Origin of the sequence: Gordonia effusa NBRC 100432 (genome assembly GCF_000241305.1) — a bacterium.
In the GTDB taxonomy this organism is placed as follows: domain Bacteria; phylum Actinomycetota; class Actinomycetes; order Mycobacteriales; family Mycobacteriaceae; genus Gordonia; species Gordonia effusa.
This window is the reverse complement of sequence record NZ_BAEH01000071.1, coordinates 1-23,006: the sequence shown is the minus strand read 5'-3', so window position 1 is coordinate 23,006 and position 23,006 is coordinate 1. Positions and strand designations below refer to the sequence as shown.

Annotated in this window: 23 protein-coding genes; 14 read left to right on the top strand and 9 right to left on the bottom strand. The window is 62.4% G+C overall.

Annotation, left to right across the window (positions count from 1 at the left end):
- A partial coding sequence (locus tag GOEFS_RS23455; RefSeq protein WP_170323172.1) for a hypothetical protein occupies positions 1 to 450 on the top strand: 450 nt, incomplete at its 5' end.
- Between the two features lie 4 nt (positions 451 to 454).
- Here GOEFS_RS23455 and GOEFS_RS12675 read toward each other — a convergent pair.
- From GOEFS_RS12675 to GOEFS_RS12665, 3 genes are all read right to left on the bottom strand, one after another.
- A complete protein-coding gene (locus tag GOEFS_RS12675; RefSeq protein ID WP_040525070.1) occupies positions 455 to 1,117 on the bottom strand; it encodes a hypothetical protein in 663 nt (220 codons plus the stop codon).
- Between the two features lie 30 nt (positions 1,118 to 1,147).
- Positions 1,148 to 2,845 (bottom strand): glucose-6-phosphate isomerase, encoded by a 1,698-nt coding sequence (pgi, locus tag GOEFS_RS12670; protein ID WP_007318314.1) that lies wholly within the window; start codon positions 2,843 to 2,845, stop codon positions 1,148 to 1,150.
- Positions 2,846 to 2,920: 75 nt separating this feature from the next.
- On the bottom strand, positions 2,921 to 3,244 hold the full coding sequence (locus GOEFS_RS12665) for a chorismate mutase (protein WP_007318313.1): 324 nt from the start codon (positions 3,242 to 3,244) through the stop codon (positions 2,921 to 2,923).
- 58 nt (positions 3,245 to 3,302) lie between these two features.
- Between GOEFS_RS12665 and GOEFS_RS12660 the strand changes: the two genes are divergently transcribed.
- Positions 3,303 to 5,213, top strand: coding sequence for a hypothetical protein (locus tag GOEFS_RS12660; protein WP_007318312.1), 1,911 nt, complete (start codon positions 3,303 to 3,305; stop codon positions 5,211 to 5,213).
- 62 nt (positions 5,214 to 5,275) lie between these two features.
- Here the strand turns inward: GOEFS_RS12660 and GOEFS_RS12655 are convergent, their stop codons facing one another.
- Positions 5,276 to 6,904 carry a Tox-REase-5 domain-containing protein gene (locus GOEFS_RS12655; protein WP_007318311.1) on the bottom strand — a complete coding sequence of 543 codons (1,629 nt, stop codon included), beginning with the start codon at positions 6,902 to 6,904 and terminating at the stop codon, positions 5,276 to 5,278.
- A gap of 307 nt (positions 6,905 to 7,211) precedes the next feature.
- On the opposite strand from GOEFS_RS12655, the gene GOEFS_RS12650 reads away from it, so the two are divergent.
- A complete protein-coding gene (locus GOEFS_RS12650) occupies positions 7,212 to 9,704 on the top strand; it encodes a UvrD-helicase domain-containing protein (RefSeq protein WP_040525069.1) in 2,493 nt (830 codons plus the stop codon).
- A 354-nt stretch (positions 9,705 to 10,058) separates the two neighbouring features.
- On the opposite strand, the gene GOEFS_RS12645 is transcribed toward GOEFS_RS12650, so the two are convergent.
- Positions 10,059 to 11,201, bottom strand: coding sequence for a M23 family metallopeptidase (locus tag GOEFS_RS12645; protein ID WP_040525067.1), 1,143 nt, complete (start codon positions 11,199 to 11,201; stop codon positions 10,059 to 10,061).
- A 400-nt stretch (positions 11,202 to 11,601) separates the two neighbouring features.
- Between GOEFS_RS12645 and sucC the strand changes: the two genes are divergently transcribed.
- From sucC to GOEFS_RS12625, 4 genes are all read left to right on the top strand, one after another.
- A complete protein-coding gene (sucC, locus tag GOEFS_RS12640; RefSeq protein WP_007318308.1) occupies positions 11,602 to 12,765 on the top strand; it encodes an ADP-forming succinate--CoA ligase subunit beta in 1,164 nt (387 codons plus the stop codon).
- A gap of 14 nt (positions 12,766 to 12,779) precedes the next feature.
- A complete protein-coding gene (gene sucD, locus GOEFS_RS12635) occupies positions 12,780 to 13,670 on the top strand; it encodes a succinate--CoA ligase subunit alpha (RefSeq protein WP_007318307.1) in 891 nt (296 codons plus the stop codon).
- A gap of 96 nt (positions 13,671 to 13,766) precedes the next feature.
- On the top strand, positions 13,767 to 14,387 hold the full coding sequence (locus tag GOEFS_RS12630) for a hypothetical protein (protein WP_007318306.1): 621 nt from the start codon (positions 13,767 to 13,769) through the stop codon (positions 14,385 to 14,387).
- Positions 14,380 to 14,865 (top strand): RDD family protein, encoded by a 486-nt coding sequence (locus tag GOEFS_RS12625; RefSeq protein ID WP_007318305.1) that lies wholly within the window; start codon positions 14,380 to 14,382, stop codon positions 14,863 to 14,865. Before GOEFS_RS12630 ends, GOEFS_RS12625 begins: the two co-directional genes overlap by 8 nt.
- A 13-nt stretch (positions 14,866 to 14,878) precedes the next feature.
- On the opposite strand, the gene GOEFS_RS12620 is transcribed toward GOEFS_RS12625, so the two are convergent.
- Both GOEFS_RS12620 and GOEFS_RS12615 read right to left on the bottom strand, forming a co-directional pair.
- Positions 14,879 to 15,340, bottom strand: coding sequence for an SRPBCC family protein (locus GOEFS_RS12620; RefSeq protein ID WP_007318304.1), 462 nt, complete (start codon positions 15,338 to 15,340; stop codon positions 14,879 to 14,881).
- A gap of 23 nt (positions 15,341 to 15,363) precedes the next feature.
- On the bottom strand, positions 15,364 to 15,831 hold the full coding sequence (locus tag GOEFS_RS12615; protein WP_007318303.1) for an SRPBCC family protein: 468 nt from the start codon (positions 15,829 to 15,831) through the stop codon (positions 15,364 to 15,366).
- Between the two features lie 69 nt (positions 15,832 to 15,900).
- Here GOEFS_RS12615 and GOEFS_RS12610 point away from each other — a divergent pair, with 69 nt between their 5' ends.
- From GOEFS_RS12610 to GOEFS_RS23245, 5 genes are all read left to right on the top strand, one after another.
- A complete protein-coding gene (locus GOEFS_RS12610; protein WP_040525071.1) occupies positions 15,901 to 17,298 on the top strand; it encodes a carboxyl transferase domain-containing protein in 1,398 nt (465 codons plus the stop codon).
- Positions 17,295 to 17,723, top strand: coding sequence for an NUDIX hydrolase (locus GOEFS_RS12605; protein WP_007318301.1), 429 nt, complete (start codon positions 17,295 to 17,297; stop codon positions 17,721 to 17,723). Before GOEFS_RS12610 ends, GOEFS_RS12605 begins: the two co-directional genes overlap by 4 nt.
- A gap of 67 nt (positions 17,724 to 17,790) precedes the next feature.
- Positions 17,791 to 18,219 carry a hypothetical protein gene (locus GOEFS_RS12600; protein ID WP_007318300.1) on the top strand — a complete coding sequence of 143 codons (429 nt, stop codon included), beginning with the start codon at positions 17,791 to 17,793 and terminating at the stop codon, positions 18,217 to 18,219.
- A gap of 33 nt (positions 18,220 to 18,252) precedes the next feature.
- Positions 18,253 to 18,879 carry a TetR/AcrR family transcriptional regulator gene (locus GOEFS_RS12595; RefSeq protein ID WP_007318299.1) on the top strand — a complete coding sequence of 209 codons (627 nt, stop codon included), beginning with the start codon at positions 18,253 to 18,255 and terminating at the stop codon, positions 18,877 to 18,879.
- Between the two features lie 58 nt (positions 18,880 to 18,937).
- On the top strand, positions 18,938 to 19,711 hold the full coding sequence (locus tag GOEFS_RS23245; protein ID WP_138918000.1) for a DUF5336 domain-containing protein: 774 nt from the start codon (positions 18,938 to 18,940) through the stop codon (positions 19,709 to 19,711).
- Between the two features lie 486 nt (positions 19,712 to 20,197).
- On the opposite strand, the gene map is transcribed toward GOEFS_RS23245, so the two are convergent.
- Positions 20,198 to 20,959, bottom strand: a complete 762-nt coding sequence (gene map / locus GOEFS_RS12580) for a type I methionyl aminopeptidase (protein WP_007318296.1) — start codon at positions 20,957 to 20,959, stop codon at positions 20,198 to 20,200.
- 90 nt (positions 20,960 to 21,049) lie between these two features.
- Between map and GOEFS_RS12575 the strand changes: the two genes are divergently transcribed.
- Positions 21,050 to 21,316, top strand: a complete 267-nt coding sequence (locus tag GOEFS_RS12575; RefSeq protein WP_040525065.1) for a helix-turn-helix domain-containing protein — start codon at positions 21,050 to 21,052, stop codon at positions 21,314 to 21,316.
- 3 nt (positions 21,317 to 21,319) lie between these two features.
- Here the strand turns inward: GOEFS_RS12575 and GOEFS_RS12570 are convergent, their stop codons facing one another.
- A complete protein-coding gene (locus GOEFS_RS12570; protein ID WP_007318294.1) occupies positions 21,320 to 21,991 on the bottom strand; it encodes a TetR/AcrR family transcriptional regulator in 672 nt (223 codons plus the stop codon).
- Between the two features lie 101 nt (positions 21,992 to 22,092).
- Here GOEFS_RS12570 and GOEFS_RS12565 point away from each other — a divergent pair.
- The coding region (locus GOEFS_RS12565) for an MFS transporter (protein ID WP_040525064.1) at positions 22,093 to 23,006 on the top strand (914 nt) is incomplete at its 3' end.

Below are 23,006 nucleotides of genomic sequence, written 5' to 3'. Positions count from 1 at the left end.
AGATCCGTGCTTCCAGCATTTACCTTCGACCTTCCGCAGCCCTGGGAGATCGATGAACCCACCGCCCGACGCTCGGTCGGATTCATCCATATCGGGCTGATCAATCCCGAAGAACCGTCGACTCGTATCGAACTGCGCGAACAGCATGTGACCGCAATCGAACCCGAGGTTGCGTTGCGCGCCGCGTATGACAGATTGGCGGTCGACGAATTGGTCGATCGCACCATTGCTGATGCATTCGGATCCCAGACATCGCGGGTCGGGGAATTCCTGGTGTCTCAGGTCGTCATGTTCTTCGACGAGCTGCCATTCACCAGCGCCGAAGCTCCAGTTCAGCTCGAACTGCAACTTACCGCCCCACCACCGGCGTTCGAGCGAGTCCTCGAGACGTTCGCGACAATGGTGGAAACCGTTCGGTTGAGCCCTAAATGGCATCCAGGGTTCGAGTAGCGCCCTAGCCAGCGGATGGAGTCGGCACAGCCGAACTGCTGGTCGGCGGCGGGCTTCCCCACACCACTGGCGACTGCTCGTAGTTCAGCGCCGGATCGCTTGTCGTATTCGCCCAATACACCACCGACGTCACCGTTTGGTCCGCGTCGACGACAGCGAGTTGGCACGTCGAATACGACTCGCCCGCCTTCATCTTCTCCGGCGGCGTCGGCGCGGTGCAGTCCTTATTGTCCGACGGTGGTGTGACCATCAACGCGGCCGACTTCCCATCCGCAGAGCCGGCTAAACCATTGAAATCGGGTGCGTCCGTGAGCTTTTGGTCCAGGGACGTCACCGTGAGGTAGACGTAGTACGCCTTGCCGTCTTTGGTAATCGAGTCCGGTACGTTCGACGCGGGGTTGATCCCGGTGACCGTGTACATCGCCAGACCCGTTGTCGGATGGAAGGTTCGCGCTGGCAGGAAAGCGCTTTGACCCCAACGCAATTGAGTTCCGGGTGCGGTACGCGTAGCGGGTGCCGTTGGGACCTTCACGTTCGCCGACGTCGCGACCGAACTCGTCGTCGGACCAGTGTCCTTGTCGAGCGTGCAAGCCGACGTCGCGGCGAGAACCGCTACACCGACGCCGCCTGCGGCGGCGATCCGGACCCAACGAGAGCGTGGCTTCATTCGGCTAAGGTTACCGGGCGTCGTCGCAGATCACCGCGCGCGGCCGCGTTCGCCGCGATACCAGCGCACCAGTTCATCGGTCGACGAATCGCCCTGCGACACTGGTGAGTCTGACTCAGTGATCACACCGAGCAACTCCTTCGCCTGCGCCTTACCCAATTCGACGCCCCACTGGTCGAAGGAGTTAATACCCCAGATGACCCCGCTGACGAACACCTGATGCTCGTATAAGGCAATGAGCTGGCCGATGACCGACGGTGTCAGTTTGGGCGCGAGAATCGATGTGGACGGCCGGTTGCCGGGCATCACCTTGTGTGCCACCACATGCGGGTCGACCCCTTCGTCGGCGATCTCGTCGGCCGTCTTGCCGAAGGCCAGCACCTTCGTCTGCGCGAAGAAGTTGCTCATCAGCAGGTCGTGCATAGAACCGGTGCCATCTGCCGAGATAGGCAAGTCGTCGGTCGGCTGCGCGAAGCCGATGAAGTCGGCGGGAATCATCCGGGTGCCCTGATGGAGCAGTTGATAGAAAGCGTGCTGACCGTTGGTGCCGGGCTCGCCCCAGAACACCTCACCGGTTTCGGTGATCTCGTGATGCCCATAGATACCAACGGATTTGCCGTTCGATTCCATCGTGAGCTGCTGCAGATATGCCGCGAACCGCATCATGTCGTTGGAATAGGGGAGTACCGCCCGTGATGCGACATCCCAGAAGTTGTTGTACCACAAGCCGATCAGCGCCAAGATAGCCGGCGCGTTGGACTCGAGCGGTTCGGTACGGAAGTGTTCGTCGACCTGGTGGAAGCCGTCGAGGAATTCCGCGAACCCTTCTTTGCCGATGGCTGCCATCACCGACAGTCCGATTGCCGAATCCACCGAGTAACGGCCACCCACCCAGTCCCAGAAGCCGAACATATTCTTGGTGTCGATACCGAACTCCGAGACAAGTTCGGCGTTGGTGCTCACTGCCACAAAGTGTTTCGCGACGGCGTCGGTGTTGTCGGGTGCATTGAGCTTGTCCCACAACCATGTTCGCGCGGCTGCCGCGTTAGTCAACGTTTCCAGTGTCGAGAACGTCTTCGACGCGATGATGAAAAGTGTTGTCTCCGCGTCGAGTTCGTCCAAGACGGACACGATATCGGCGGGATCGACATTCGACACGAAATGGCAGCGCGGGCCGTTCGCGTAGTGACGCAGAGCGCGGTACACCATGTCGGGTCCGAGATCAGAGCCGCCGATGCCGATGTTGACCACGTCGGTTATCGCTTTACCGGTGAAGCCGGTCCACTCACCGCTACGCAGCCGATCGGTGAACTCGCCCATGTCGCGCAGGACCCGGTGGACATCGGCAACAACGTCCTGTCCGTCGACGACGAGTTTCGCGTCGTCGGGCAACCGCAACGCGGTGTGCAGGACCGCGCGGTCCTCGGACGTGTTGATGTGCTCGCCGGCGAACATCGCGTCGCGCTTATCCTCGACGCCGACCTCGCGTGCGAGGCTGAAGAGCAGTTCCAACGTCTCGCGTACCACTCGGTGCTTCGAGTAGTCGATATGCAGATCCGCGACATCGACGGTGAGGTCGACCCCGCGCTGCGGGTCCATCGCGAAAACCTCGCGCAGATGCATCGCGTACACATGCGGCTGATGTGCGGCGAGTGCTTGCCACGATTGAGTCGAGGTAATGTCCAGATCGACGTGGGCGGTGTCGGCATCGTGTGAGTCCAGGCTCATGTTTGCCACCCTATGTGGTCGGCGCCTCTGCCGCGATCAGGGAGTCGGTTTGTGGGCTGGCAGACCGACGTGGATTCAGCGTCCCAATGGTCCTCGCCCGAGCCGCAGCAGCAGCATCGCCAGCGTATGGCCTTCTTGGCCGAGTTCGGCGAACCGATCGAGAACCTTGACCTCACGGCTGTGGACCAACCGTGGGCCACCCGACGCCATACGCGCTTTGCCAATCTTCTTGGAGACGGCTGAGCGACGCTTGATGGCGCCGAGGATCACCGCATCGAGGCGGTCGATCTCCAATCGGAGTGCGTCGATGTCGTCGGGTAGGGCGGAAACGTCGTCGTCTAGGTCGTATTTCGACAGGTCGATCGAGGGCTGAGCATCTGGGGGCTGTGGATCGGTCACGACTCTCGATTTTGCCACGCCCCGCGTCACCCGCGTGTGGAAGCGGGCGTCAACTACCATGCGTCGAGTGATACGAGCGCAGCGAACCACTCTGGTTGTCGCCCTGGGTCTCGCGCTTATGCTCATCCAGGTCGGGGTACGGATTTCCTTGGCGGTAAGCGGGAACTTTTACTGGGATGACCTCATCATCGCTGGTCAGGCGTCGTCGAGTTCGATTTTTAGCCTGGACTACCTGACCCAGAACCATGACGGACATTTTATGCCGGCAGCGTTCTTCGTGGCGGGCGTCGCGAACGCGATCGCGCCGCTGCAATGGGTGGTACCCGCGGTGACCCTGGTGGTGTCTTCGACGGTCGCGGCCGCAGCGGTGTGGCGCTTGCTGTGGATCGTGGGCGGATTGGGGAGCTCGGATTCACGCCCGAGTTCCGATAGCACTACCGGCGGGAATCGTCGGCAGGTCGTGGTGCTTGTCGCGTTCGCGTTCTACCTCTTCTCGCCGATGACAGTGCCGGCGTTTGTCTGGTGGTCGGCTGGGCTCAACTCGCTGCCGTTGCAGGCCGCGATGGCGTGGATCATCGGTGACGCGTTGCTGTTGTGCGCCGGTGATCTGGACGACCGTCGACGACGGATCATCGTGGTGCGTTCGGCGGTGATCTTGCTCGTCGGGCTGATGTTCTTCGAGAAGGCGTTGTTCATCGCGCCGGTCGCATTCGGCGTCGCGGCATTGTGGGTGCGGTGGAGGCTGCCCACAACGACGAATACCGCTGCGGCCATTGGCGATCGTGTCGCTGTACCGACAACGCCGCTCACCGTCGCCTTCACCCGGGCGCGAGCTCTGTGGGCCGTGCTGGCGGTGCTGACCGTGGTGTGGGCGGTGATCTTTCTGTCGGTGACCGATGGCACGTCGGGGAATCATTCGTTGACGCAGACCGCCAAGTTGATGTGGCGATCGGTGAACAATGCGATTGTGCCGGCCTTCATCGGCGGCCCGTGGCAGTGGGAGCGATGGAATCCGTCGCCGCCGATGGCCGATGCTCCACTATGGGCCGTGGGAGTTGGCTGGGCCGCGGTGGTAGCCGTCGGGGTGTTCGCGGTAGTGCGGTACCGCGGAGCGCTCGCCGTATTCGTTTGTGCCGCACTGTATGTGGTTGGCGCACAGCTGCCGGTGATGTGGAATAGGTCGGCGGTAACCACGGCGCTAGAACTCGCCGAAACACTTCGTTATCTGCCTGACGCCGCGTTGGTCCTGGCCGTGGCAGCCGTGCTAGTGGCGACATCGCCGCTGCGGGTCCGGTCGCAATCGCCCTCGCGATTATCGTCGGCGCCGGCCTGGGCAGCGGCGATAGGTGTTGCGGTACTGGGTATCTCGTCCCTATGGACAACCGCGACCTTCGCCCGCGCGTGGCACGACAATCCGACTGCCGCTTACCTGGCCAATGGTCGTGCGGCCTTCGACGCGAATCCCGACGTCGCCATGTTCGACCAGGCTGTCCCGCTGGAAGTGCTTCTGCCCGTGACCTTTCCGGCGAACCAGATCAGCCGGGTTTTTGGCGGTCTGCCAAACGGGCCGACCATAGTGACGTCGACGTCGAATCTCAAAGTTCTCGACACCCGGGGGCGACTCGCGCCAGGAGGCGTCACTTCGGCACGATCATTCGAGGCGGGGGCGGGTACCTGTCGACGTCCAGAGATACAGGCGCCCAGCCAGATTCGGCTCGACGGACCGCTCGTCGCGTGGCGCTGGACCGTCGCTCTGAGCTACTGCGCGAATACCGCGGGAGTGGCAGAACTGCGACTCGGGGACGGCGCTCCGGTGCGATTCCTCGTCGATGCTGGCCTGCACGTTGTGTACGTGCAGCTCGACGGGCATGGGTCGGCGCTCCAATTGTCGCCCCGCACAGCGGGTCTTAAATTACACACTGGCGCGGGCCGGGTCGGCGAGGTTGCCGAGGCGAAGTTGTTGGGTTAGGGCTGACGCGACTCGCCCGCACGCCACGGGTGCGGGCGAGTCGCGATTCAGTCGAGTACGCGCTAGTCAGCAGCGATATTGATTACCACGATCTGGCTGCTGGTGATTCCGGCACTGGCAAGTAGAGCGCGCGCAGCGACCGCCGCGTTCTGTTCGGCCATTACCCACACGACTTCGGTACCGGCGGCGGCTTTAACCTGTTGAGCGGCCTGCTCGCGCAACTTTGTGGTACCCGCCCAGGACGGATCGAACACACCGCCGTTAACGTGTTGGTCGTAGCCGGGTGAGAACGACACCAGGAATGAACCAGAGGGCCCGAACCCGTCGAATTGATAGCCGCCCTGTTCTACGACGTACGCGGACGGCATGTCGGTAACTTGCGAATTGTAGGTGGTCGGCCCGCCTGAACGTTTTGAACCGGTACGGGCGAATTTCAATTCTTTCTTTACCGACTTCTCGTTATTGTCGATGATCCGACTAATATCGGCGGCGGAGCTAGTTATAAACGGCAGGTACTTGCTCTCAAATTTTGGTCGAATAGATGTGCCATTGGGTAAGTTGCCGAGATTTACCGCGTCACACTGCACGCGGCCGGTGGTGTTGAAATTGACTCGGACGACCTTGTTGCAGGTTCCGCCGACCGGCGCGTTGTTGGCGGTGAAAGTACCAGTCACGCCGTAGTTGAAGTAGCCGGTTAGTGAGCGAGTCGTTGTCAACTTGCCTTGTACGTCGTAGATGAACTCGCATCGAGCCGGCGTACATTGACCGCCGTCGACCTTCTTGAACATAGGAGTCTGGGGCCGGAGGCCGAGCGCTGGTACCGCAGTCAGTTCAGGTGCGAATGATCGCTCGTTCGCGAATAATTTACTGAGGTCGTTCTCGGTCACTGGAGCTACCGAGGCGTCGATCTTGTATTTAGTGGTGCCCTGAGAAACGCCACTTCCCTTAATGTGAGTTATCGCTTTGGTTTCCGGATCGAAGGTAGTGGTCATAGTGCCGGCCGTAATGCTGTTATCGGTCTTCTTTATTGTCGGATCCGACGTCGGCCAGAATCGAGCATCCGGCAGCCCCTTATTAGGGCTCTCCAGTTCCTGGCCGAGCGCGATATTCTTCGAGGTATCACCTATGGCGAGGCGGCCGGCAAATCGGCGAGGTGCGAGAAAGCCGAGCCACAGCAGGCCAGTGCTGTCGGCGGCGACCCATTTCGACGCAGCCGAGTCGAGGTCGAGAGTCTCCGGCACCGAGGGCATGAGCTTCGTCCAGAACGTTTTGCTGCCATTGGCGTATACGTCGTTGCCGAGCTGCCGATATTGTGCCTCGACTCCGTCGATAGACAAGCCGCCTTCGGCGTTGTTGTTGCTGGCGACGACCAGGTTCTTGAAGTTGATCGTGCGTTCGGGAGTGTTTGGAGAATTGACGAAGCTGTAGGTGATTGACCCGGTGTACTTGGCCCCGGTGCTCTGCGCGAATCCGAACACCACTTTGTCCAGTTCTTGCTGGGCGCGGAATGCCGAGGTCGGGCCACCGTCGGCTGAACGAGCGAACGGATAGAAGGAAAAGACAAGCGCCACCACCAGCAGGAGGGCCCCGATGACCAGTGTGATCAGCGGCAACTTGCTCTTCTTGGTCGCCGACACCGGTGTGAATGGGGCTGGTCCGGCCGGAACCGGTCCCGGTGGAAAATTTGTCATGCTAATCCATTGCCTCTCGATCGTCTTGTGATCGCCCGTCGAGGGTCACAAACCCCCGAACACAATTGAGGCATATCGTATCCTGCTGACTGGCCCGGATACCCGATGACCGGCGACTTAGTCAGTTGCGCGAACGATGCGCCGCGCGGCAGCCGGCATCCGCTCCCTACCGCAAACCCGACCTCGGCGGACATTCCCGACCCCCTTTCCGGATCGGGAATGTCCGCGCGGGTCGGGTTTGCGGAGGAGTTACCGGTGCGTGGTCCGCCGTTGATGTCAGGCCCTCGGAGTAGCCTTGACAACCGATATGACAGCACAAGCCACTGATCCCATTGCCACCGATCGCGTCGCCGAACTACTCGACGGACTCAACCCGCAGCAGCGTGCCGCGGTACTGCATAGTGGGCCACCACTGCTGATCGTGGCGGGCGCCGGGTCGGGAAAGACAGCCGTTCTGACCAGGCGAATCGCTTATCTGCTTGCGGCTCGTGACGTGTCGCCCGGTCAGGTGCTTGCGATCACCTTCACCAATAAAGCTGCCGCCGAGATGCGGGAACGCGTCATTGGCTTGGTTGGCCCGCGGGCCAATTTCATGTGGGTGTCGACTTTTCACTCGACATGCGTGCGTATTCTGCGGGCTCAGTCGGCGCTGCTGACCGGGATGAACTCCAACTTCTCCATCTATGACGCCGACGACTCGCGCCGCCTGCTTGGCATGATCGTTCGCGACCTAGACCTTGACGTCAAGAAGTTTGCTCCCCGCGGTGTGGGGGTGGTGATCTCCAACTACAAGAATGAACTTGTCGGTCCAGAGGCCGCGATCGCAGACACCGCCGATGGTGATCCGACGGCTAAGCAGATCGCCGAGATCTATCGCATCTACCAGCGTCGTCTGCGGGAGGCCAACGCCTTCGACTTCGACGACCTCATCGGCGAGACGGTCGAGCTACTTCGTGGTCACCCCGCCGTCGCCGAGTATTACCGCCGGCGGTTTCGTCATGTCCTCGTCGACGAATATCAGGACACCAACCACGCTCAGTACATGCTGGTGCGCGAACTGGTCGGGGAGAAGACCACCGCGGACGGACTGACGCCATCGGAGCTGTGCGTCGTCGGTGACGCGGATCAGTCGATCTACGCCTTCCGTGGCGCAACCATCCGCAACATCGAAGAGTTCGAGCGAGATTTCACAAACGCGGAAACCATTCTGCTGGAACAGAATTACCGTTCGACGCAGACGATTCTGTCGGCGGCCAACGCGGTGATCTCGCGCAATTCCGGACGTCGGGAGAAGAAGCTCTGGACCGATTCGGGCGACGGCGAACTCATCGTCGGTTACGTCGCCGACTCCGATCGCGACGAATCGAATTTCATCGCCACCGAGGTGGAACGGCTCACCGACTACACGATCGGCGGCTCGTCGAGTCACAAGTACTCCGATATCGCGATCTTCTACCGCACGAACACCGGCTCGCGCGCCATCGAAGAAGTCTTTGTGCGACACGGGATTCCGTACAAGGTTGTCGGCGGCACCCGCTTCTACGAGCGTAAGGAAGTCCGCGACATCATCGCCTACCTGCGTGTGGTCGCCAATCCCGACGACGCCGTCAGCGTCCGCCGTGTCCTCAATACACCGCGACGCGGCATCGGTGATCGCTCCGAAGCCGTCGTCGCAGTGCATGCGGAGAATCTCGGGATCACGTTCTACCAAGCTTTGCTGGATGCGGCCGACGACAAGGTCGCGATGCTCAACAAGGGTGGCGTCCGATCGATTGCGGCCTTTGTGGAATTGATCGAAGGGCTGCGCAACGATTTTCTGGCGACCTACGGCAGTGCCGATGGCCCCGACTCCGACGTCGCGATTATGGACGCGACCGCCGACGGTCCAGACATCGGTGAACTCGTCGACGCCATCGTCGAGCGCAGCGGCTATCGGCGGGAACTGGAAGGGTCCAGTGACCCGCAGGACGCCGCCCGGCTCGACAATCTCAACGAATTAGTCGCTGTGGCACGTGATTTCAGCATGGAAGCGACCGATGCCGCGACCATCGATGACGATGATGACGATCTGGATGCCGGTGTCGTCGTCGGGGCCGAAGCCAACGATGGTGAACCGGAGCCCGGCTCGCTGGCCGCGTTCTTGGAGAAGGTCGCGCTCGTTGCCGATGCCGATCAGGTGCCCGACGAGGGAGCCGGTGTCGTGACGCTGATGACGCTGCATACCGCGAAGGGTTTGGAGTTTCCGGTCGTCTTCGTAACCGGTTGGGAGGATGGGCATTTCCCGCATTTGCGTGCACTGGGCGATCCGGCTGAACTCAATGAAGAACGACGCCTCGCGTACGTCGGCATTACGAGGGCCAAGGAACGTCTGTATTTGACCCGGTCGGTGATGCGGGCGTCGTGGGGACAGCCGGTATCGAATCCAGAATCCCGCTTTCTGCAGGAGATTCCACAACATCTGCTGGACTGGCGGCGCACTGAACCGCGACGCTCCTCCGGTCGTGGATACGGATCGTCGGGCGGCGCGTTCGGGCATGGATCAACCGAATTCGGTTCTGTCTCAGGTGGTTTCGGTTCCGGCCGGGGAAGGTCGTCGTACTCGACCGACCCGGCGCGCGGTCGGAACAAGCAGGTCAACTATGACATCGGTGAGCGGATGAACCATCCGAAATACGGGATGGGCAAGGCGGTCGCGAAAGAGGGCAGCGGCAGCACCGAGAGAATCACCTTCGATTTCGGCGGAAAGATCGGCCGGATGACGTTTATGACGCTGGGCGGATTGCCGGGAGAGAAGTTGTAGAACTGCGGTCGGTGGCCCATTCGGTTGGTCGAGTGCCGACGAGCCTTGCGGCTGGACCCGTCGGTTGGTCGAGTGTCGACGAGCCTTGCGGCTGGACCCGTCGGTTGGTCGAGTGCCGACGAGCTTGCGAGTCGGTGTATCGAGACCTAGTGAGATTGTGTCGAAAACTGTTGTGGGGCAGTGCTTTTGGAGACCTGGTTGCGGGGTCTCGATACACCTCGTCGCTAGCGCTCCTCGGCACTCGACCAGCGGAAAAGGTAGCGTTCCTCGGCACTCGACCGGCGGAAAAGGTAGCGCTCCTCGGCACTCGACCAGCGAAGAAGTAGCGCGCCCGCCATCCGGCCGCCGGCGTAGCTAGCCCGTGTAGTTCGACAGACGCACGCCGTGCTGCGCGAGCCACGGCATCGGGTCGATCTTGGTGGTGCCGTTCTTCCAGACTTCGAAATGCAAGTGCGGGCCGGTCGAGAAGCCTTCGCTACCAACAAGTGCGATGACGTCCCCGGCGGTCACCCGCTGCCCCTTCTGCACCAGCACGCCCGACGACGCCATGTGGCCGTACATCGTGACGGTGCCATCGGCAGCCTTGACCTGAACCCAGTTGCCGTAGCCCGACGCCGGACCCGCTTCGATCACGACGCCGTCGGTAGCCGCGTGGATCGGGGTGCCGAGCGGGGCAGCCATGTCGATGCCGCCGTGGAACGAACCCCAGCGGTCGCAGAAGCAAGATGTGAACTGGTAGATCCCAAGAGGAATCGGCGTAGCGAACATCGGCCGACGAGCGAGATTCTCCGCAGCCTGCTGGGCAGCGGCCAGAGTCTTGCCCACTCCGAGTTGATCGGTGAAGTTGCTCATGTCCGAGCCCGATGCCGCTGGTGCTACACCTGGCCCGGTATCGGCAACCGTGGAGGCCGGGTCGACCGGGGCCGAAGCTGGGCTAGGCGCGTCGTCGTCGTTGGTGGCGACAATCTGAGTCGCTGCCGCAACGGCTGCGCCGGCGGCGATCGCCACCAGTGCCGCGCGCCCGCCCTTGAGTGAGGTCGGTGGCGCGGTGATGCGGTGCTTGCCACCTCCGCGACGCGGCGACGGCGACTTGGTGCGGAACGGCCTGGGGGTGTCGACTTCCTCGAAGCCGACTTCCCGGAAATCGCTGTCGTCCTCGTAGGTCGATGGAATTTCGGGGATGTCATGGGTGGTGCGTAGGGATCCGCGGTGCGTCGCGGTGGCGAGGTCGTCGGAGAACTCGCTCTCGGGGATCAGGATGTCCTGAGTGATCTCCGACGTCGTCGGGCGGGTGCCCCCACGAGTAAGAGCGGCCGCATCGATAACGGTGGCGTAGGGGGCGTTCGCCTGCTCCCAGCGCGAGTACTGAAGATCGGCGAATTCCGGGTCGTATTCGTCAACCGGAATGATCGTGGTGACCTCGTTGCCGGAGATTTGGGCAAACCCGCCGGTGCGGGGGTTTCGAGTCGCCGAACGTGCGTCTTCGCGTAGTGGCAAGGCTCTGCACTCTTCCTTTCGCACGTCGGCTGCCGACTCTCTTAACGCTTCGAGTCACGGAAATATACGGCGGCAGCTGTAACCGTTTCGTGACTTACCGCTACGACGGTAACGAAATGATTGCGGCAAGTCCAACGTTCGGCGCGGTTTGCGCGTATTGCAGTGATTCACCTCACACGCCAACCGACGATCGCTGTGCGCCGCTCACCACCTAAACACGGAACATCTCCTGGTGCCAATTGCCGCAAACCGGACGTCGATTCGGGGCTACTCACAAGTAGCGAGTGACCTGGCGCACAACCCGGGAGGTGCCCTCAACCTCGAAATTCGACAGGGTTAAAGTCCGATATGGCCCCCGTTACACCCAACCGGGCGGCAAACCTACGAGATGGTGAGCTGAATGGATCTCTTCGAATACCAGGCGAAGGAACTGTTCGCCAAGCATGGGGTACCCACCACACCCGGCCGGGTGACCGACAATGCCGCCGATGCGCGGGCTATCGCCGAAGAAATCGGCAAGCCCGTGATGATCAAGGCACAGGTCAAGGTCGGCGGGCGTGGTAAGGCAGGCGGCGTCAAGTTCGCCGCAACCCCTGACGACGCGCAGACCCACGCTGAAAACATCCTGGGCCTTGATATCAAGGGCCACATCGTGAAAAAACTCCTCGTCGCTGAAGCCAGCGACATCGCCGAGGAGTACTACATTTCCTTCCTGCTCGATCGAGCCAACCGCACCTACCTGGCCATGTGCTCGGTGGAAGGTGGCATGGAAATCGAAGAGGTCGCGGCCACCAAGCCCGACCGTCTTGCGAAGGTCTCGGTCGACGCGGTGAAAGGCGTCGATCTGGCCACCGCGCGCTCGATTGCCGAACAGGGACACCTCCCCGCAGAGGTACTCGACGCTGCTGCGGTGACGATCCAGAAGCTCTGGGAAGTTTTCGTCGCCGAAGACACTCTGCTGGTCGAGGTCAATCCGCTCGTCCGCACGCCCGACGATCAGATCCTCGCGCTCGACGGCAAGGTCACCCTCGACGGCAACGCTGACTTCCGTCAGCCCGGCCACGCTGAGTTCGAGGACAAAGACGCGACCGATCCGCTTGAGCTCAAGGCCAAGGAGCACGACCTCAACTACGTCAAGCTCGACGGTGCGGTCGGCATCATCGGCAATGGCGCGGGTCTGGTCATGTCAACACTCGACGTCGTCGCCTATGCCGGTGAGAACCACGGCGGTGTGAAGCCGGCCAACTTCCTCGACATCGGTGGCGGTGCCTCCGCAGAGGTGATGGCTGCCGGGCTCGATGTCATTCTGGGCGACGAGCAGGTCAAGAGCGTATTCGTGAACGTCTTCGGCGGTATCACCGCATGTGACGCAGTTGCCAATGGCATTGTGGGCGCGCTCGGCAAGCTCGGCGACTCCGCCAACAAGCCGCTCGTCGTGCGTCTGGACGGCAACAAGGTCGACGAGGGCCGCAAGATCCTCAACGACGCCAATCATCCGCTGGTGACCCTGGCGGAGACCATGGATGCCGGCGCCGACAAAGCCGCTGAGCTGGCGAACAAGTAGGAGCCGCGAGAACAATGTCGATCTTTCTGAACAAAGAAAACAAGGTCATCGTCCAGGGCATCACCGGCGGCGAGGGCACCAAGCACACCGCTCTGATGCTCAAAGCGGGAACCAACATCGTCGGCGGTGTCAACGCACGCAAGGCCGGCACCACCGTCAGCCATGACGGTGGCGTGGAATTGCCCGTGTTCGGATCGGTGGCCGAGGCTATCGAGAAGACCGGTGCGGACACGTCCATCGCGTTTGTTCCGCCGAAATTCGCCAAGGACGCGATCATCGAGGCCATCGACGCCGAGATTGGTCTGCTGGTTGTCATCACCGAGGGAATCCCGGTGCAGGACAGCGCATATGCGTGGGCATACAACGTGTCCAAGGGCAACAAGACCCGGATCATCGGGCCCAACTGCCCGGGCATCATCACCCCCGGTGAAGCGCTGGTCGGCATCACGCCGAACAACATCACCGGCAATGGGCCGATCGGTCTGGTGTCCAAGTCGGGCACGTTGACCTACCAGATGATGTACGAGCTCCGCGACCTCGGTTTCTCCACCGCCATCGGCATCGGCGGCGACCCGGTCATCGGCACCACCCATATCGATGCCATCGAGGCATTCGAGAAGGATCCCGACACCAAGCTGATCGTGATGATCGGTGAAATCGGCGGCGACGCCGAGGAGCGCGCGGCCGATTACATCAAGGCCAACGTCTCCAAGCCGGTCGTCGGTTATGTCGCGGGTTTCACCGCCCCCGAAGGCAAGACGATGGGTCACGCCGGTGCGATCGTGTCCGGCAGTTCGGGTACCGCGCAGGCTAAGAAGGAAGCTCTCGAGGCTGCCGGCGTCAAGGTCGGCAAGACGCCGAGCGAGACCGCCAACTTGGCGCGAGAGTTGTTCGAGGCGCTGTAAGTCTTATCGCCACAGGCCAGACCCCCGGATTGAGTTCGCTCAACCCGGGGGTCTCGTCTTGGGTGCATATGTCTTGTGGCGTGCGATGATTGACTAATGACGTCTGACTCCGTCGTGCCGACGGTCGGCGCGATCCTCACCGCGCCGATGCGCGCGGGCGAGTCACTGCCGGTTGTCGGATCGGTGCTGGCCGGCCTTCGACGCCGGTTGTCCGCGGGGATCGACGACGTTGTCGCACAACTTATCCGGGCTATCGTCGCCGCCTTGGCGGACGAAATCGACCTCACCAGACTCGTGATCGACAATATCGATCTCGGTGCGGTGGTGGCGACCGTCGACCTCGACGACCTCATCACCCATGTCGATCTCGACGCCGCCATCGAACGGGTCGATCTGATGCGCGTCATCGACAGTCTCGACCTGGATGCCGCGGTGGCACGCGTCGATTTGATGGCGGTCGTCAGTCGGCTCGACGTAGATGCCGTTGTGGCGCAGGTGGATCTCGATGCGGCGATTCGTCGGGCAGATCTGATCGGGGTCGCAAACGAGGTTATCGACGGAGTCGATCTCCCGGCGATCATTCGCGACGCGTCTACGTCGGTGACCGCCGAGGTGATGACCGATGTCCGCAGTGGCGGCGAGCGTGCCGACGACGCGGTATCTGAATTTGTGGGACGTATCTTGCGTCGCCCGCGATCGGTGGGCGACGATGACTGAAGGCCCAGGGGATACACGGAAAGACCTGGGGCACAACGAAAGTCATCATTCGGCCATCCAGGACACCGACCGCGCCGCCGGAATCGTCAGCCGAGGCGCGGCGGCGGGAATCGACGTGGCGATCGTCGCGACACTGATGGGCGCGTGCTATCTGGGTTTGCTGCTGGTGCGGCTTGCGATCAACTTCACGCCGCACTGGTCGTGGATGTCGGCAATCCTCACCACGACCGGATTCTTAGCGCTGTCGGTTTTGTATCTCTTTGTCTGCTGGGCGATTTCGGGCCGCACCGCGGGCTGCGCGGTGATGGGGCTGCGCGTCATCGGATTACGTGGCCAGCAGTTGCGACCAGCCCAGGCGCTGATCCGTAGCGTGGTTTGCGTCGGATTCGCCATCGGATTGACTTGGTGCGCAGTCGATTCGCGACGCCGCTCGGTCGCCGACATTCTGGCCCGCACCAAAGTGGTGTACTCGCGCTAAGCCCTGGTACCGGTCAGGCGGACTCGGCTACCGATTTCAACGCCGTAAGCCCTTTGTCGAAATCCTTGCCCAGCACCTTGTCGAAGAAGCCCAGCGCGGTGCCGACCCTCGAGAAGAGCGTGTGCGCTCCCGTCATCGACCAGGTGACCTTGGTCGTGTTGCCGGATGAATCAAGTGTGAACACAACGTCATTCGTTGCTTTCATCGGACGTGAGAACACGAGCCGAACCTCGACACGGTTCGGGGTATCGCCGGTGATTGTCATTGAACCGGCACCGGCCTTCTTATTGCCGGTCCAGGCGTACTCGGCCCCGACGCCGCCGTCCGCACCTGAATATTCACGCTGCAAGTCGGGATCGACGTTCTCCCACGGTGACCAGCGCACCCATTGGCGAAAGTCGGTGAGATATGGGTGAATATCCGCCGGCGACGCGACGACATCGATATCGCGGGTGATTGTGTAGGTAGAGCTCATCGGGTGGCCTTTCTCGGAGCAGGTCAGGCGCCGCTCTCGACCACCGATTTCAACTGCTCCAACCCCTGGTCGAGTTGCTTGCCGGCAATCTTATCGAGCATGCCGGTGGCCGCTGCCGCACGGGTCATCATGCTGTGTTTGCCCACGAGCGTCCAGGTGATGTCGGTGCCCGCGCCTTGTGCGGTGAGCTGGAAGGAAAGGTCCAAGACAGCTGCTGTCGGCTTGTGGAACTCGATGTGCACCTTGCCCGAATGCGGCGACCGAGCGTCGACCATCCGCATGAATCCGGTCGCGCCGTTCTCAGCGACGACCCAGCTGTACTCGGCGCCCGGCCCGCTAGGGGGCCCCGAATACTCACGCGTCATTTCCAATTCAGGGTCTTCCCAGGGCGTCCACTTGGCCCACTCGTGGAAATCGACCAGGTAGCCGAAAATGGCGTCGGGCGCGGCATCGATGACAGTGGAGCGCACGACGGTGAATGTTGAGGCCAACTTTGACTCCTAGCCAGATGAAGCTCGATCGCCGACAGCGTACCGAACCCGGGCGATACGGTGTACGACATGACGGCCAGCGAATTGATCGCCTTGCTCACCGCGGGTGTCTTCGAATCGTGGGATGCGCCCGTTGCCGATGGATCGATTGATGCCGCCTACGCCGAGTCGTTGCATCGCGCACGCGAACGAACGGGACTTGACGAGTCGGTGACTACCGGGGTCGGCACCGTTGGCGACCAGCGAACGGTGTTGATAGTCAGTGAGTTCGGCTTTCTTGGCGGCTCGATCGGCGCGGCGTCGGGTAGCCGGATTGTCGCGGCTATTCGTCGCGCGACCGCGCAGCGCCTGCCGATTCTCGCTGCCCCGGCGTCGGGCGGGACGCGTATGCAGGAGGGCACTCCCGCGTTCTTACAGATGGTGTCGATCAGCGCGGCGGTCGCGGCTCATCGAGCGGCTGGACTGCCATACCTGGTCTACCTGCGTCACCCGACAACAGGGGGAGTATTCGCGTCCTGGGGATCGATGGGGCAGGTTACCTGGGCGCAGCCCCGGGCGATGCTCGGCTTTCTGGGGCCGCGGGTATACGAGGGACTGCGTGGTCAACCGTTTCCCGGCGATGTACAAACCGCCGAGAATCTGTTGCGGCACAGGCTGATCGACGATGTGGTGGCTCCGGAAGACCTTGGTCATCGGCTGCGGTCATTCCTCGCACATCTCGTCGGGCAGGTGAAACCTGTTGAGCCGCAGCGTGTTAACGATTCGCATCCACCGGTCGCCGACGCGTGGGCCGCAGTCGCCGCAACGCGCTCGGCCGATCGCCCGGGACTAAGCGAATTGCTGGCCAGCGTGCCGAGCGAAACAATTACCGCGCCGGGATCGCTACGTCTCGTCCTCGCCGATTTCAGCGGGTTCCGAGCGCTCGTCGTCGGGCAAGATCGCGCCGCGGAAGCGCACGGGACACAACTACTGCCAGCTGATCTCGCGCTTGCTCAGCGAGGGATTGCCCTTGCCGAGGAATGGAATCTACCGCTCGTCACCGTGATCGATACAGGCGGTGCCGCATTGTCGGTTGATGCTGAACAGAGTGGCTTGGCCGGTCGGATCGCGGCCTGCATGTCGGCATTGCTGGCAACGTCGTCGCCGACGGTGGCGGTGCTGATGGGACAGGGGACCGGAGGCGGTGCGCTGGCGTTATTCCCCGCCGACTGGGTGATCGCGGCCGATGACGCGTGGTTGTCCCCGCTGCCACCCGAAGGGGCGAGCCTGATCATGTATCGGGACACCGAACACGCATCGGAACTCGTTGGTCCACAACATATTTGGTCCTGTGATCTACGGAGACTCGGTGTTGTAGACGAACTCGTCGGCCCTGGCGGTGGACTGATTCCGGACGTGATTGCCGCGGTCACCCGGCGTCTGGAGGGCGACCATCCGGCGAATCCGGCCAAGAGAATTCGCTTATGACGCACACCGGTCGGGGCGAGATCCGACGTCGAGTTGCGGTCGGGGCGGTCATCAAGGATACAACCGGGCGCTTCCTACTGGTGTTGCGGCGAAATGAGCCCCAAGCCGGGACCTGGACGATTCCGGGCGGCAAGGTTGAGAAAGGTGAATCCCTGGCGACCGCGGTAGTCCGGGAAGTGTTGGAGGAGACCGGATTACGTGTCTCGTGTGGCGAGCTGCTGTGGGTTGTCGACCTCCCCGACGGTACCGGCGGAGTCTACGAAGTACATGATTTTCTCGCGACGCCAGTTGATCCGCACCCTGGCGAGGTGCGCGCGGGTGATGATGCCGCGGACGCTGGCTGGTTCACTTCATCCGAGATGGAGACGATGGCGTTGACCGACCGTCTACTGCATCACCTGCGAATTGCCGGCCAGTACCCGTGACTGGGTGCGGCTCACTCGCGCGGTCCGATAAAGTGGATCGCTGAATCGATCCGGCGAAGGGGCAGGTATGCGAAGGCGTGTATTGATTGCGGTGCTGGCGGCGGCGACGATGATGATCGCGGCGTGCGACACCGATGCCAACGCCCCCGCGGATTCGGAAAAATCCACCACCTCGCAGTCCGAGACCTCCGACGACGTCGCCACCGATCCACTGATTGGGCAGTGGATCGGCACCTGGTCCGCGAAGGGCGAAACCCGTCAGGCGGTACTCAACATCGGAAATGGTAATCCGCTGCGGGCAACGATCGACATCCCCGGTCGGTGTGGCGCGGATTGGGTCGAGTCTGGTCGTTCGGGCAAAACCGTCAACGTCGACGCCACCGTGACATATGGTGCTTGCGCCGACAACCGATGGTCGGTAGTGCTCTCGGCAAATGAGATCACGGCCTCCGACCCCGACAACGTCGCCAGCTCGCTGCGATTTACCAGGCAATAGCTGTCGCATCGGCGAGTAAGGTCAGAACGCACTATGGACTCTTCATCGACCGGGGCACCGACCACCAGTCGCAGCCAGGCAAAGGCGGCTCGTCGTGCCGACTTGTTGACCGCGGCTGCGGCCCAGATGGCTCAACGTGGTTTTGCCGCAGTGCGATTGGAGGACATCGGTGCGCAAGCGGGTATCAGTGGTCCCGCGATGTACCGGCATTTCTCGTCGAAAACCGATGTGCTGGACACGCTCCTTCTCGAGATCAGTGAGCGGCTCTACGACGGCGGCAATGAAGTTTGCGACCAAAAGTTGCCGCCCTACGCGACGTTGGTCGAGCTGATCGAATTTCACATTGAAGTCCTCGTGACCAAGCCCGACGTGATCGTCGTGCAGGACCGTGACCTCTCCTCCCTGACTCCAGAAGCGAATCACCGGGTGCGGCTGTTGCAGCGTCGGTATGTCGAGCGGTGGGTCGACGTTGTCGAGGAATGCGTGAGTAATGGTCTGCTGCCGACGATGTCCCGCGATGACGCCCGAATACGGGTGCACGCGATGTTCGGATTGCTCAACTCGTCCCCACGATTGCCGGCCACCCCCGCGGCTCGCCTCCGTCCGCTATTGACCGCGATGGCGTTGGCCGCGTTGGGAGCCGACGCGCGTCCTGATTGACGGCCGGTCTCGATAACTTTGCCGCCAACCGGCGATTTGCGGTGATTGAATATCAGGCATGACTGAGCCGACTGAGAATAGCCAAAACGACGAGACTAGTGTCATCTCGACGCCGGGGGTCACCACGCCCAGTGCCGCGCCGACTGAATCACCCCAGGCCGGTCCACCCCAGCCTGGTCCGCCGCATTCCGGTCCGCCGCAGTCCGGTCCGCCGCATCCAGGGCCCGCGCAACAGCCATATCCTCCGGCGCCACCCGGGTGGGCACCGGGCGGTCAGGCTGCCCCAGGTCCTCAGTTTCCGGGCTGGGGACCGACGGGAGGTCCAGGCCAGCCAAGCGCCTACAGGCCGGGAGCCTACGAATATGCGCCGCAGGGTCCGAGTTTCGTCGAGCGGGTCGGTATTGAGAATGTGCTCTCGGCGGCATCGATCTTCTTCGGTGTGGTCACGTATTTCATGGGTGCGGTCAGCTGGCTGGTGGTGCCCGATACGGTCGACCGGCAACTGCGGAACTGGTCGGAGGAACAGGCTGAGGGCGTCGGGGTTCCGGCGTTCCTGTCCTACGAGATGGTGCTTAATCCGGGCTGGTTCTTCCTACTGTTGGGAACAGTTGCCGTCGGCGCGGGGGTCACGCTGATGCCGCGGTGGCGACATCTGTTGCCGTTCTTGGCATTTGGCGCTACGGCCGGATGGCTCGGTCTGTTGGCGGGAATCATGGTGTTACCGCCGTTTGTGGAAGTGGGGGTCGGCGCGATCTTGGCGCTAATCTTCGGCTTCATCCAGGTCGCGCTGCTAGTCGCTGCGACCGTCCTGAGCGGCCGCCAGCAGAAGTGAATGGGTCCGGGGTCGCGCCGGTCTGGTTGGTCGAGTGCCGTCGTGCGGAGCGAGTCGAGCCGCTGTGGTTGGTCGAGTGCCGTCGTGCGAGCTTGCGAGCTCGCCGGTGTATCGAGACCTTGGTGAGGTGAAGTGCGTTGTGCGGCAGGGGTGTTGGGTGTGCGTGGTCTCGATACACCCGGCTCGGCTGGCGCCTCGCCGGGCACTCGACCGGCGGTGAAATCCGGCTTGGCCGGCGCTAGTTTGGTTGGTTGAGTGGGCCTTCTGAGCGAGTCGCGCCGCTGTGGTTGGTCGAGTGCCGTCGTGCGAGCTTGCGAGCTCGCCGGTGTATCGAGACCTTGGTGAGCCGAAGTACGTTGTGCGGCAGGGTTGTTGGGTGTGCGTGGTCTCGATACACCCGGCTCGGCTGGCGCCTCGCCGGGCACTCGGACGGCGGTGAAACCCGCCTCGTCGGGCATCCGGCCAGCGGTGACCGCCTTCGTTCGGCTACGCGGTGAGTACTAGCGGGCCCGACTCGGTAACCGCGATGGTGTGCTCGCTGTGGGCGGCGCGCGAGCCGTCGGCCGACCGTAGCGTCCAGCCGTCGGGGTCGTACCGGATTCGGTCCGTGGTCGCGCAGAACCACGGTTCGAGTGCGAGCGTCAGACCAGGTGATAGTTTCATTCCCCGTCCTCGTTTCCCGGAGTTCGCGACGTGCGGATCCTCGTGCATCGTGCGGCCGAGACCGTGGCCCCCGAAGTCGCCGTTCACCCGGTAGCCGAACTTCTTGGCCACTGCGCCGATCGCATGCGAGATGTCGCCGAGGTGACCACCCGGGCGCGCCGCGGCGATTCCTTCGGCCAGCGCCGTCTCGGTCGCCCGAATCAGCCGTTGATCCGACGGTCCCGGCGTCCCGACGATGACGCTACGGGCGGAATCAGCGACCCATCCGTCGATCGACACCGCGATATCCATCGTGAGAAGGTCTCCGTCGCGGAGTGCGTAGTCGTGCGGAAGTCCGTGCAGCGCAGCATCATTCACCGACAGGCAAATGACATTGCCAAACGGGCCGCTACCGAACGATGGTGCGTAGTCCATATAACAGGAGACCGCTCCGCGCTGCGCGATGAGGTCCCGTGCGCGCTGTTCGAGTTGGAGTAGGTTCACCCCGACGTCGGCCCGGCCGGTTAGGTCATCGAGTAGGCCGGCGATGAACTTTCCGGTCGTGTGCATCGCGTCGATTTCGGCGGGCGTTTTCAGCTCGACCATAGATCCTCCATCTGTAGATATCGGTATTAAAATACCACGCGCGACACGATAGGTGGTATTTTCATACCGACCCGAGTTATCGTGGTCGCTATGGTTCGCGTGCCGTTAACTCCCGAGCAGATCGCAGCGGGTCGACGCCTCGGAGTGGCGCTGCGCGCGGCTCGTGGTGCCCGCAAGCTCGACGATGTCGCCGGCGCGGCTGGTATCTCACCGGAAACGCTGCGCAAGATTGAGTCTGGCCGCTTGGTCACGCCGTCTTTCTTTACCGTCGCGGCATTGGCCGACGTCCTCGACGTTCCACTCGGCAATCTGGCCGCTTCGCGTTCTGCCGACGCGGAGTTTGGCTGCGCGGGCTGAGGCCTACTGGCGGCGCAGTCGTTCTATCTTGTGCTCGTCGAGTTGACGGATTTGCTCCTCGGTGAGGGCCGGCGTGGTCAGCGGCACGCGCGGTCCGTCGCCGCGTAGACCGTCGAGCAATATCTCGGCAAAACGCCGCCACGCGCCGTCGGTGCCTTGTGTCGCATCGCCGATGGCGGCCAGCATGCAGACTAAGCCGAAGAAGTCAGCGGTCTCGATCTCAGGGCGAATCGCGTTGGCGGACTTAGCTTTTTCGACGATCTCGGTCACCAATTCCTCGACCGTTGCCTTCGCGGTCCGCATCGTTTCGGCGGTGTGGTCGACCGCCGTCAGCACCGTCGCCAGACCGCGGTCGGATGCCATGACGTCGCCGACGGTGGTGAGCAGAATGACAACCGATTCCCACGGGTCCGCGTCGGCAACGGCCGTCCTGATCTTGTTCGCGATGGTCTCCAGGTGATCGACGAAGACGCCGACGATGAGTTCTTCTCGGTTGGCGAAGCGTCGATAGACGGTTCCGACGCCGACGCCCGCGTGCGCTGCGACGTCGTCGAGAGTTACCTCTAGTCCGCGCTCGGCGAAGAGTTCGCGTGCGGCGTCGATGATGCGTGCTCGGTTGCGTGCGGCGTCGGCGCGCAATGGGCGCGTCGTAGCCGCCTGATCGGTTGTGGTCATGTTCACATCATATCAAGTGGAGGAAATATCTCCGGTTCGTGCTAGCGTTGGATCCCGTAAGCGGAGGACGCGCCTCCGAATTCAACTTCACGGAGAATCACATGACTACTCTCACCAAAGAACTCGAGCCCGAGTTCGTCGGGGAGGCCGGCACAGGGAAGGGCAACGAGGCATCTGCCGAGCGGTCGCATCGCCTGCGCTGGGTCATCCTCGGTGTCCTCGCGCTTGCTCAGTTGATGGTGGTGCTCGACGCGACCATCGTGAACATCGCGCTTCCGCACGCACAAGCCGACCTCGGCTTCGACAACGCCAGCAGGCAATGGATCGTCACCGCGTACGCGCTTGCCTTCGGTAGCCTGCTGCTACTCGGTGGTCGTCTCACCGACCTGTGGGGTCGTCGGACCTCGCTGATGATCGGTCTTGCTGGCTTTGCCGTCACCTCCGCGATTGGTGGTGCCGCAGTCAATTTCGAGATGTTGGTCGCCGCACGTGCGGGTCAAGGTGTCTTTGGTGCATTGCTGGCACCTGCCGCATTGTCTTTGCTGACAACGACTTTCACCGATGCCAAGGAGCGCGCTCGCGCATTCGGCATCTTCGGTGCCATCGCCGGTGGCGGCGGTGCGCTCGGGCTGCTCCTGGGCGGCATGCTTACCGAATGGGCTGATTGGCGCTGGTGCCTGTACGTGAACTTAGCTATCGCGGCAATCGCGATGATCGGCGCCTGGTTGTTCCTCGACCGCTCGCGTTCCGAGCACCGTCCCAAGCTGGACCTGCCCGGAGTGCTCACGGTGACCGTCGGGTTGTTCGCCATCGTGTACGGCTTCGCCAACGCGGAAACCGCTGGTTGGGGTGATTGGGCCACCATCACCTGGCTCGTTGCCGGCGTCGCGGTGCTGTCGGTGTTCGGCTGGCTACAAACCCGCACCGAGCACGCGCTGCTTCCGCTCCGGGTCATCTTGGACCGCACCCGCGGCGGCTCCTACCTGGTGGTGTTCATCTCCGGTATCGGAATGTT

Excerpts from the sequence above, each read along its gene's own strand:
- GOEFS_RS12675 (WP_040525070.1), bottom strand. The coding sequence starts at position 1,117 with ATGAAGCCACGCTCTCGTTGGGTCCGGATCGCCGCCGCAGGCGGCGTC.
- pgi (WP_007318314.1), bottom strand. The coding sequence starts at position 2,845 with ATGAGCCTGGACTCACACGATGCCGACACCGCCCACGTCGATCTGGAC.
- GOEFS_RS12660 (WP_007318312.1), top strand. The coding sequence starts at position 3,303 with ATGCGTCGAGTGATACGAGCGCAGCGAACCACTCTGGTTGTCGCCCTG.
- GOEFS_RS12655 (WP_007318311.1), bottom strand. The coding sequence starts at position 6,904 with ATGACAAATTTTCCACCGGGACCGGTTCCGGCCGGACCAGCCCCATTC.
- GOEFS_RS12650 (WP_040525069.1), top strand. The coding sequence starts at position 7,212 with ATGACAGCACAAGCCACTGATCCCATTGCCACCGATCGCGTCGCCGAA.
- sucC (WP_007318308.1), top strand. The coding sequence starts at position 11,602 with ATGGATCTCTTCGAATACCAGGCGAAGGAACTGTTCGCCAAGCATGGG.
- sucD (WP_007318307.1), top strand. The coding sequence starts at position 12,780 with ATGTCGATCTTTCTGAACAAAGAAAACAAGGTCATCGTCCAGGGCATC.
- GOEFS_RS12630 (WP_007318306.1), top strand. The coding sequence starts at position 13,767 with ATGACGTCTGACTCCGTCGTGCCGACGGTCGGCGCGATCCTCACCGCG.
- GOEFS_RS12625 (WP_007318305.1), top strand. The coding sequence starts at position 14,380 with ATGACTGAAGGCCCAGGGGATACACGGAAAGACCTGGGGCACAACGAA.
- GOEFS_RS12620 (WP_007318304.1), bottom strand. The coding sequence starts at position 15,340 with ATGAGCTCTACCTACACAATCACCCGCGATATCGATGTCGTCGCGTCG.
- GOEFS_RS12610 (WP_040525071.1), top strand. The coding sequence starts at position 15,901 with ATGACGGCCAGCGAATTGATCGCCTTGCTCACCGCGGGTGTCTTCGAA.
- GOEFS_RS12605 (WP_007318301.1), top strand. The coding sequence starts at position 17,295 with ATGACGCACACCGGTCGGGGCGAGATCCGACGTCGAGTTGCGGTCGGG.
- GOEFS_RS12600 (WP_007318300.1), top strand. The coding sequence starts at position 17,791 with ATGCGAAGGCGTGTATTGATTGCGGTGCTGGCGGCGGCGACGATGATG.
- GOEFS_RS12595 (WP_007318299.1), top strand. The coding sequence starts at position 18,253 with ATGGACTCTTCATCGACCGGGGCACCGACCACCAGTCGCAGCCAGGCA.
- GOEFS_RS23245 (WP_138918000.1), top strand. The coding sequence starts at position 18,938 with ATGACTGAGCCGACTGAGAATAGCCAAAACGACGAGACTAGTGTCATC.
- map (WP_007318296.1), bottom strand. The coding sequence starts at position 20,959 with ATGGTCGAGCTGAAAACGCCCGCCGAAATCGACGCGATGCACACGACC.
- GOEFS_RS12575 (WP_040525065.1), top strand. The coding sequence starts at position 21,050 with ATGGTTCGCGTGCCGTTAACTCCCGAGCAGATCGCAGCGGGTCGACGC.
- GOEFS_RS12570 (WP_007318294.1), bottom strand. The coding sequence starts at position 21,991 with ATGACCACAACCGATCAGGCGGCTACGACGCGCCCATTGCGCGCCGAC.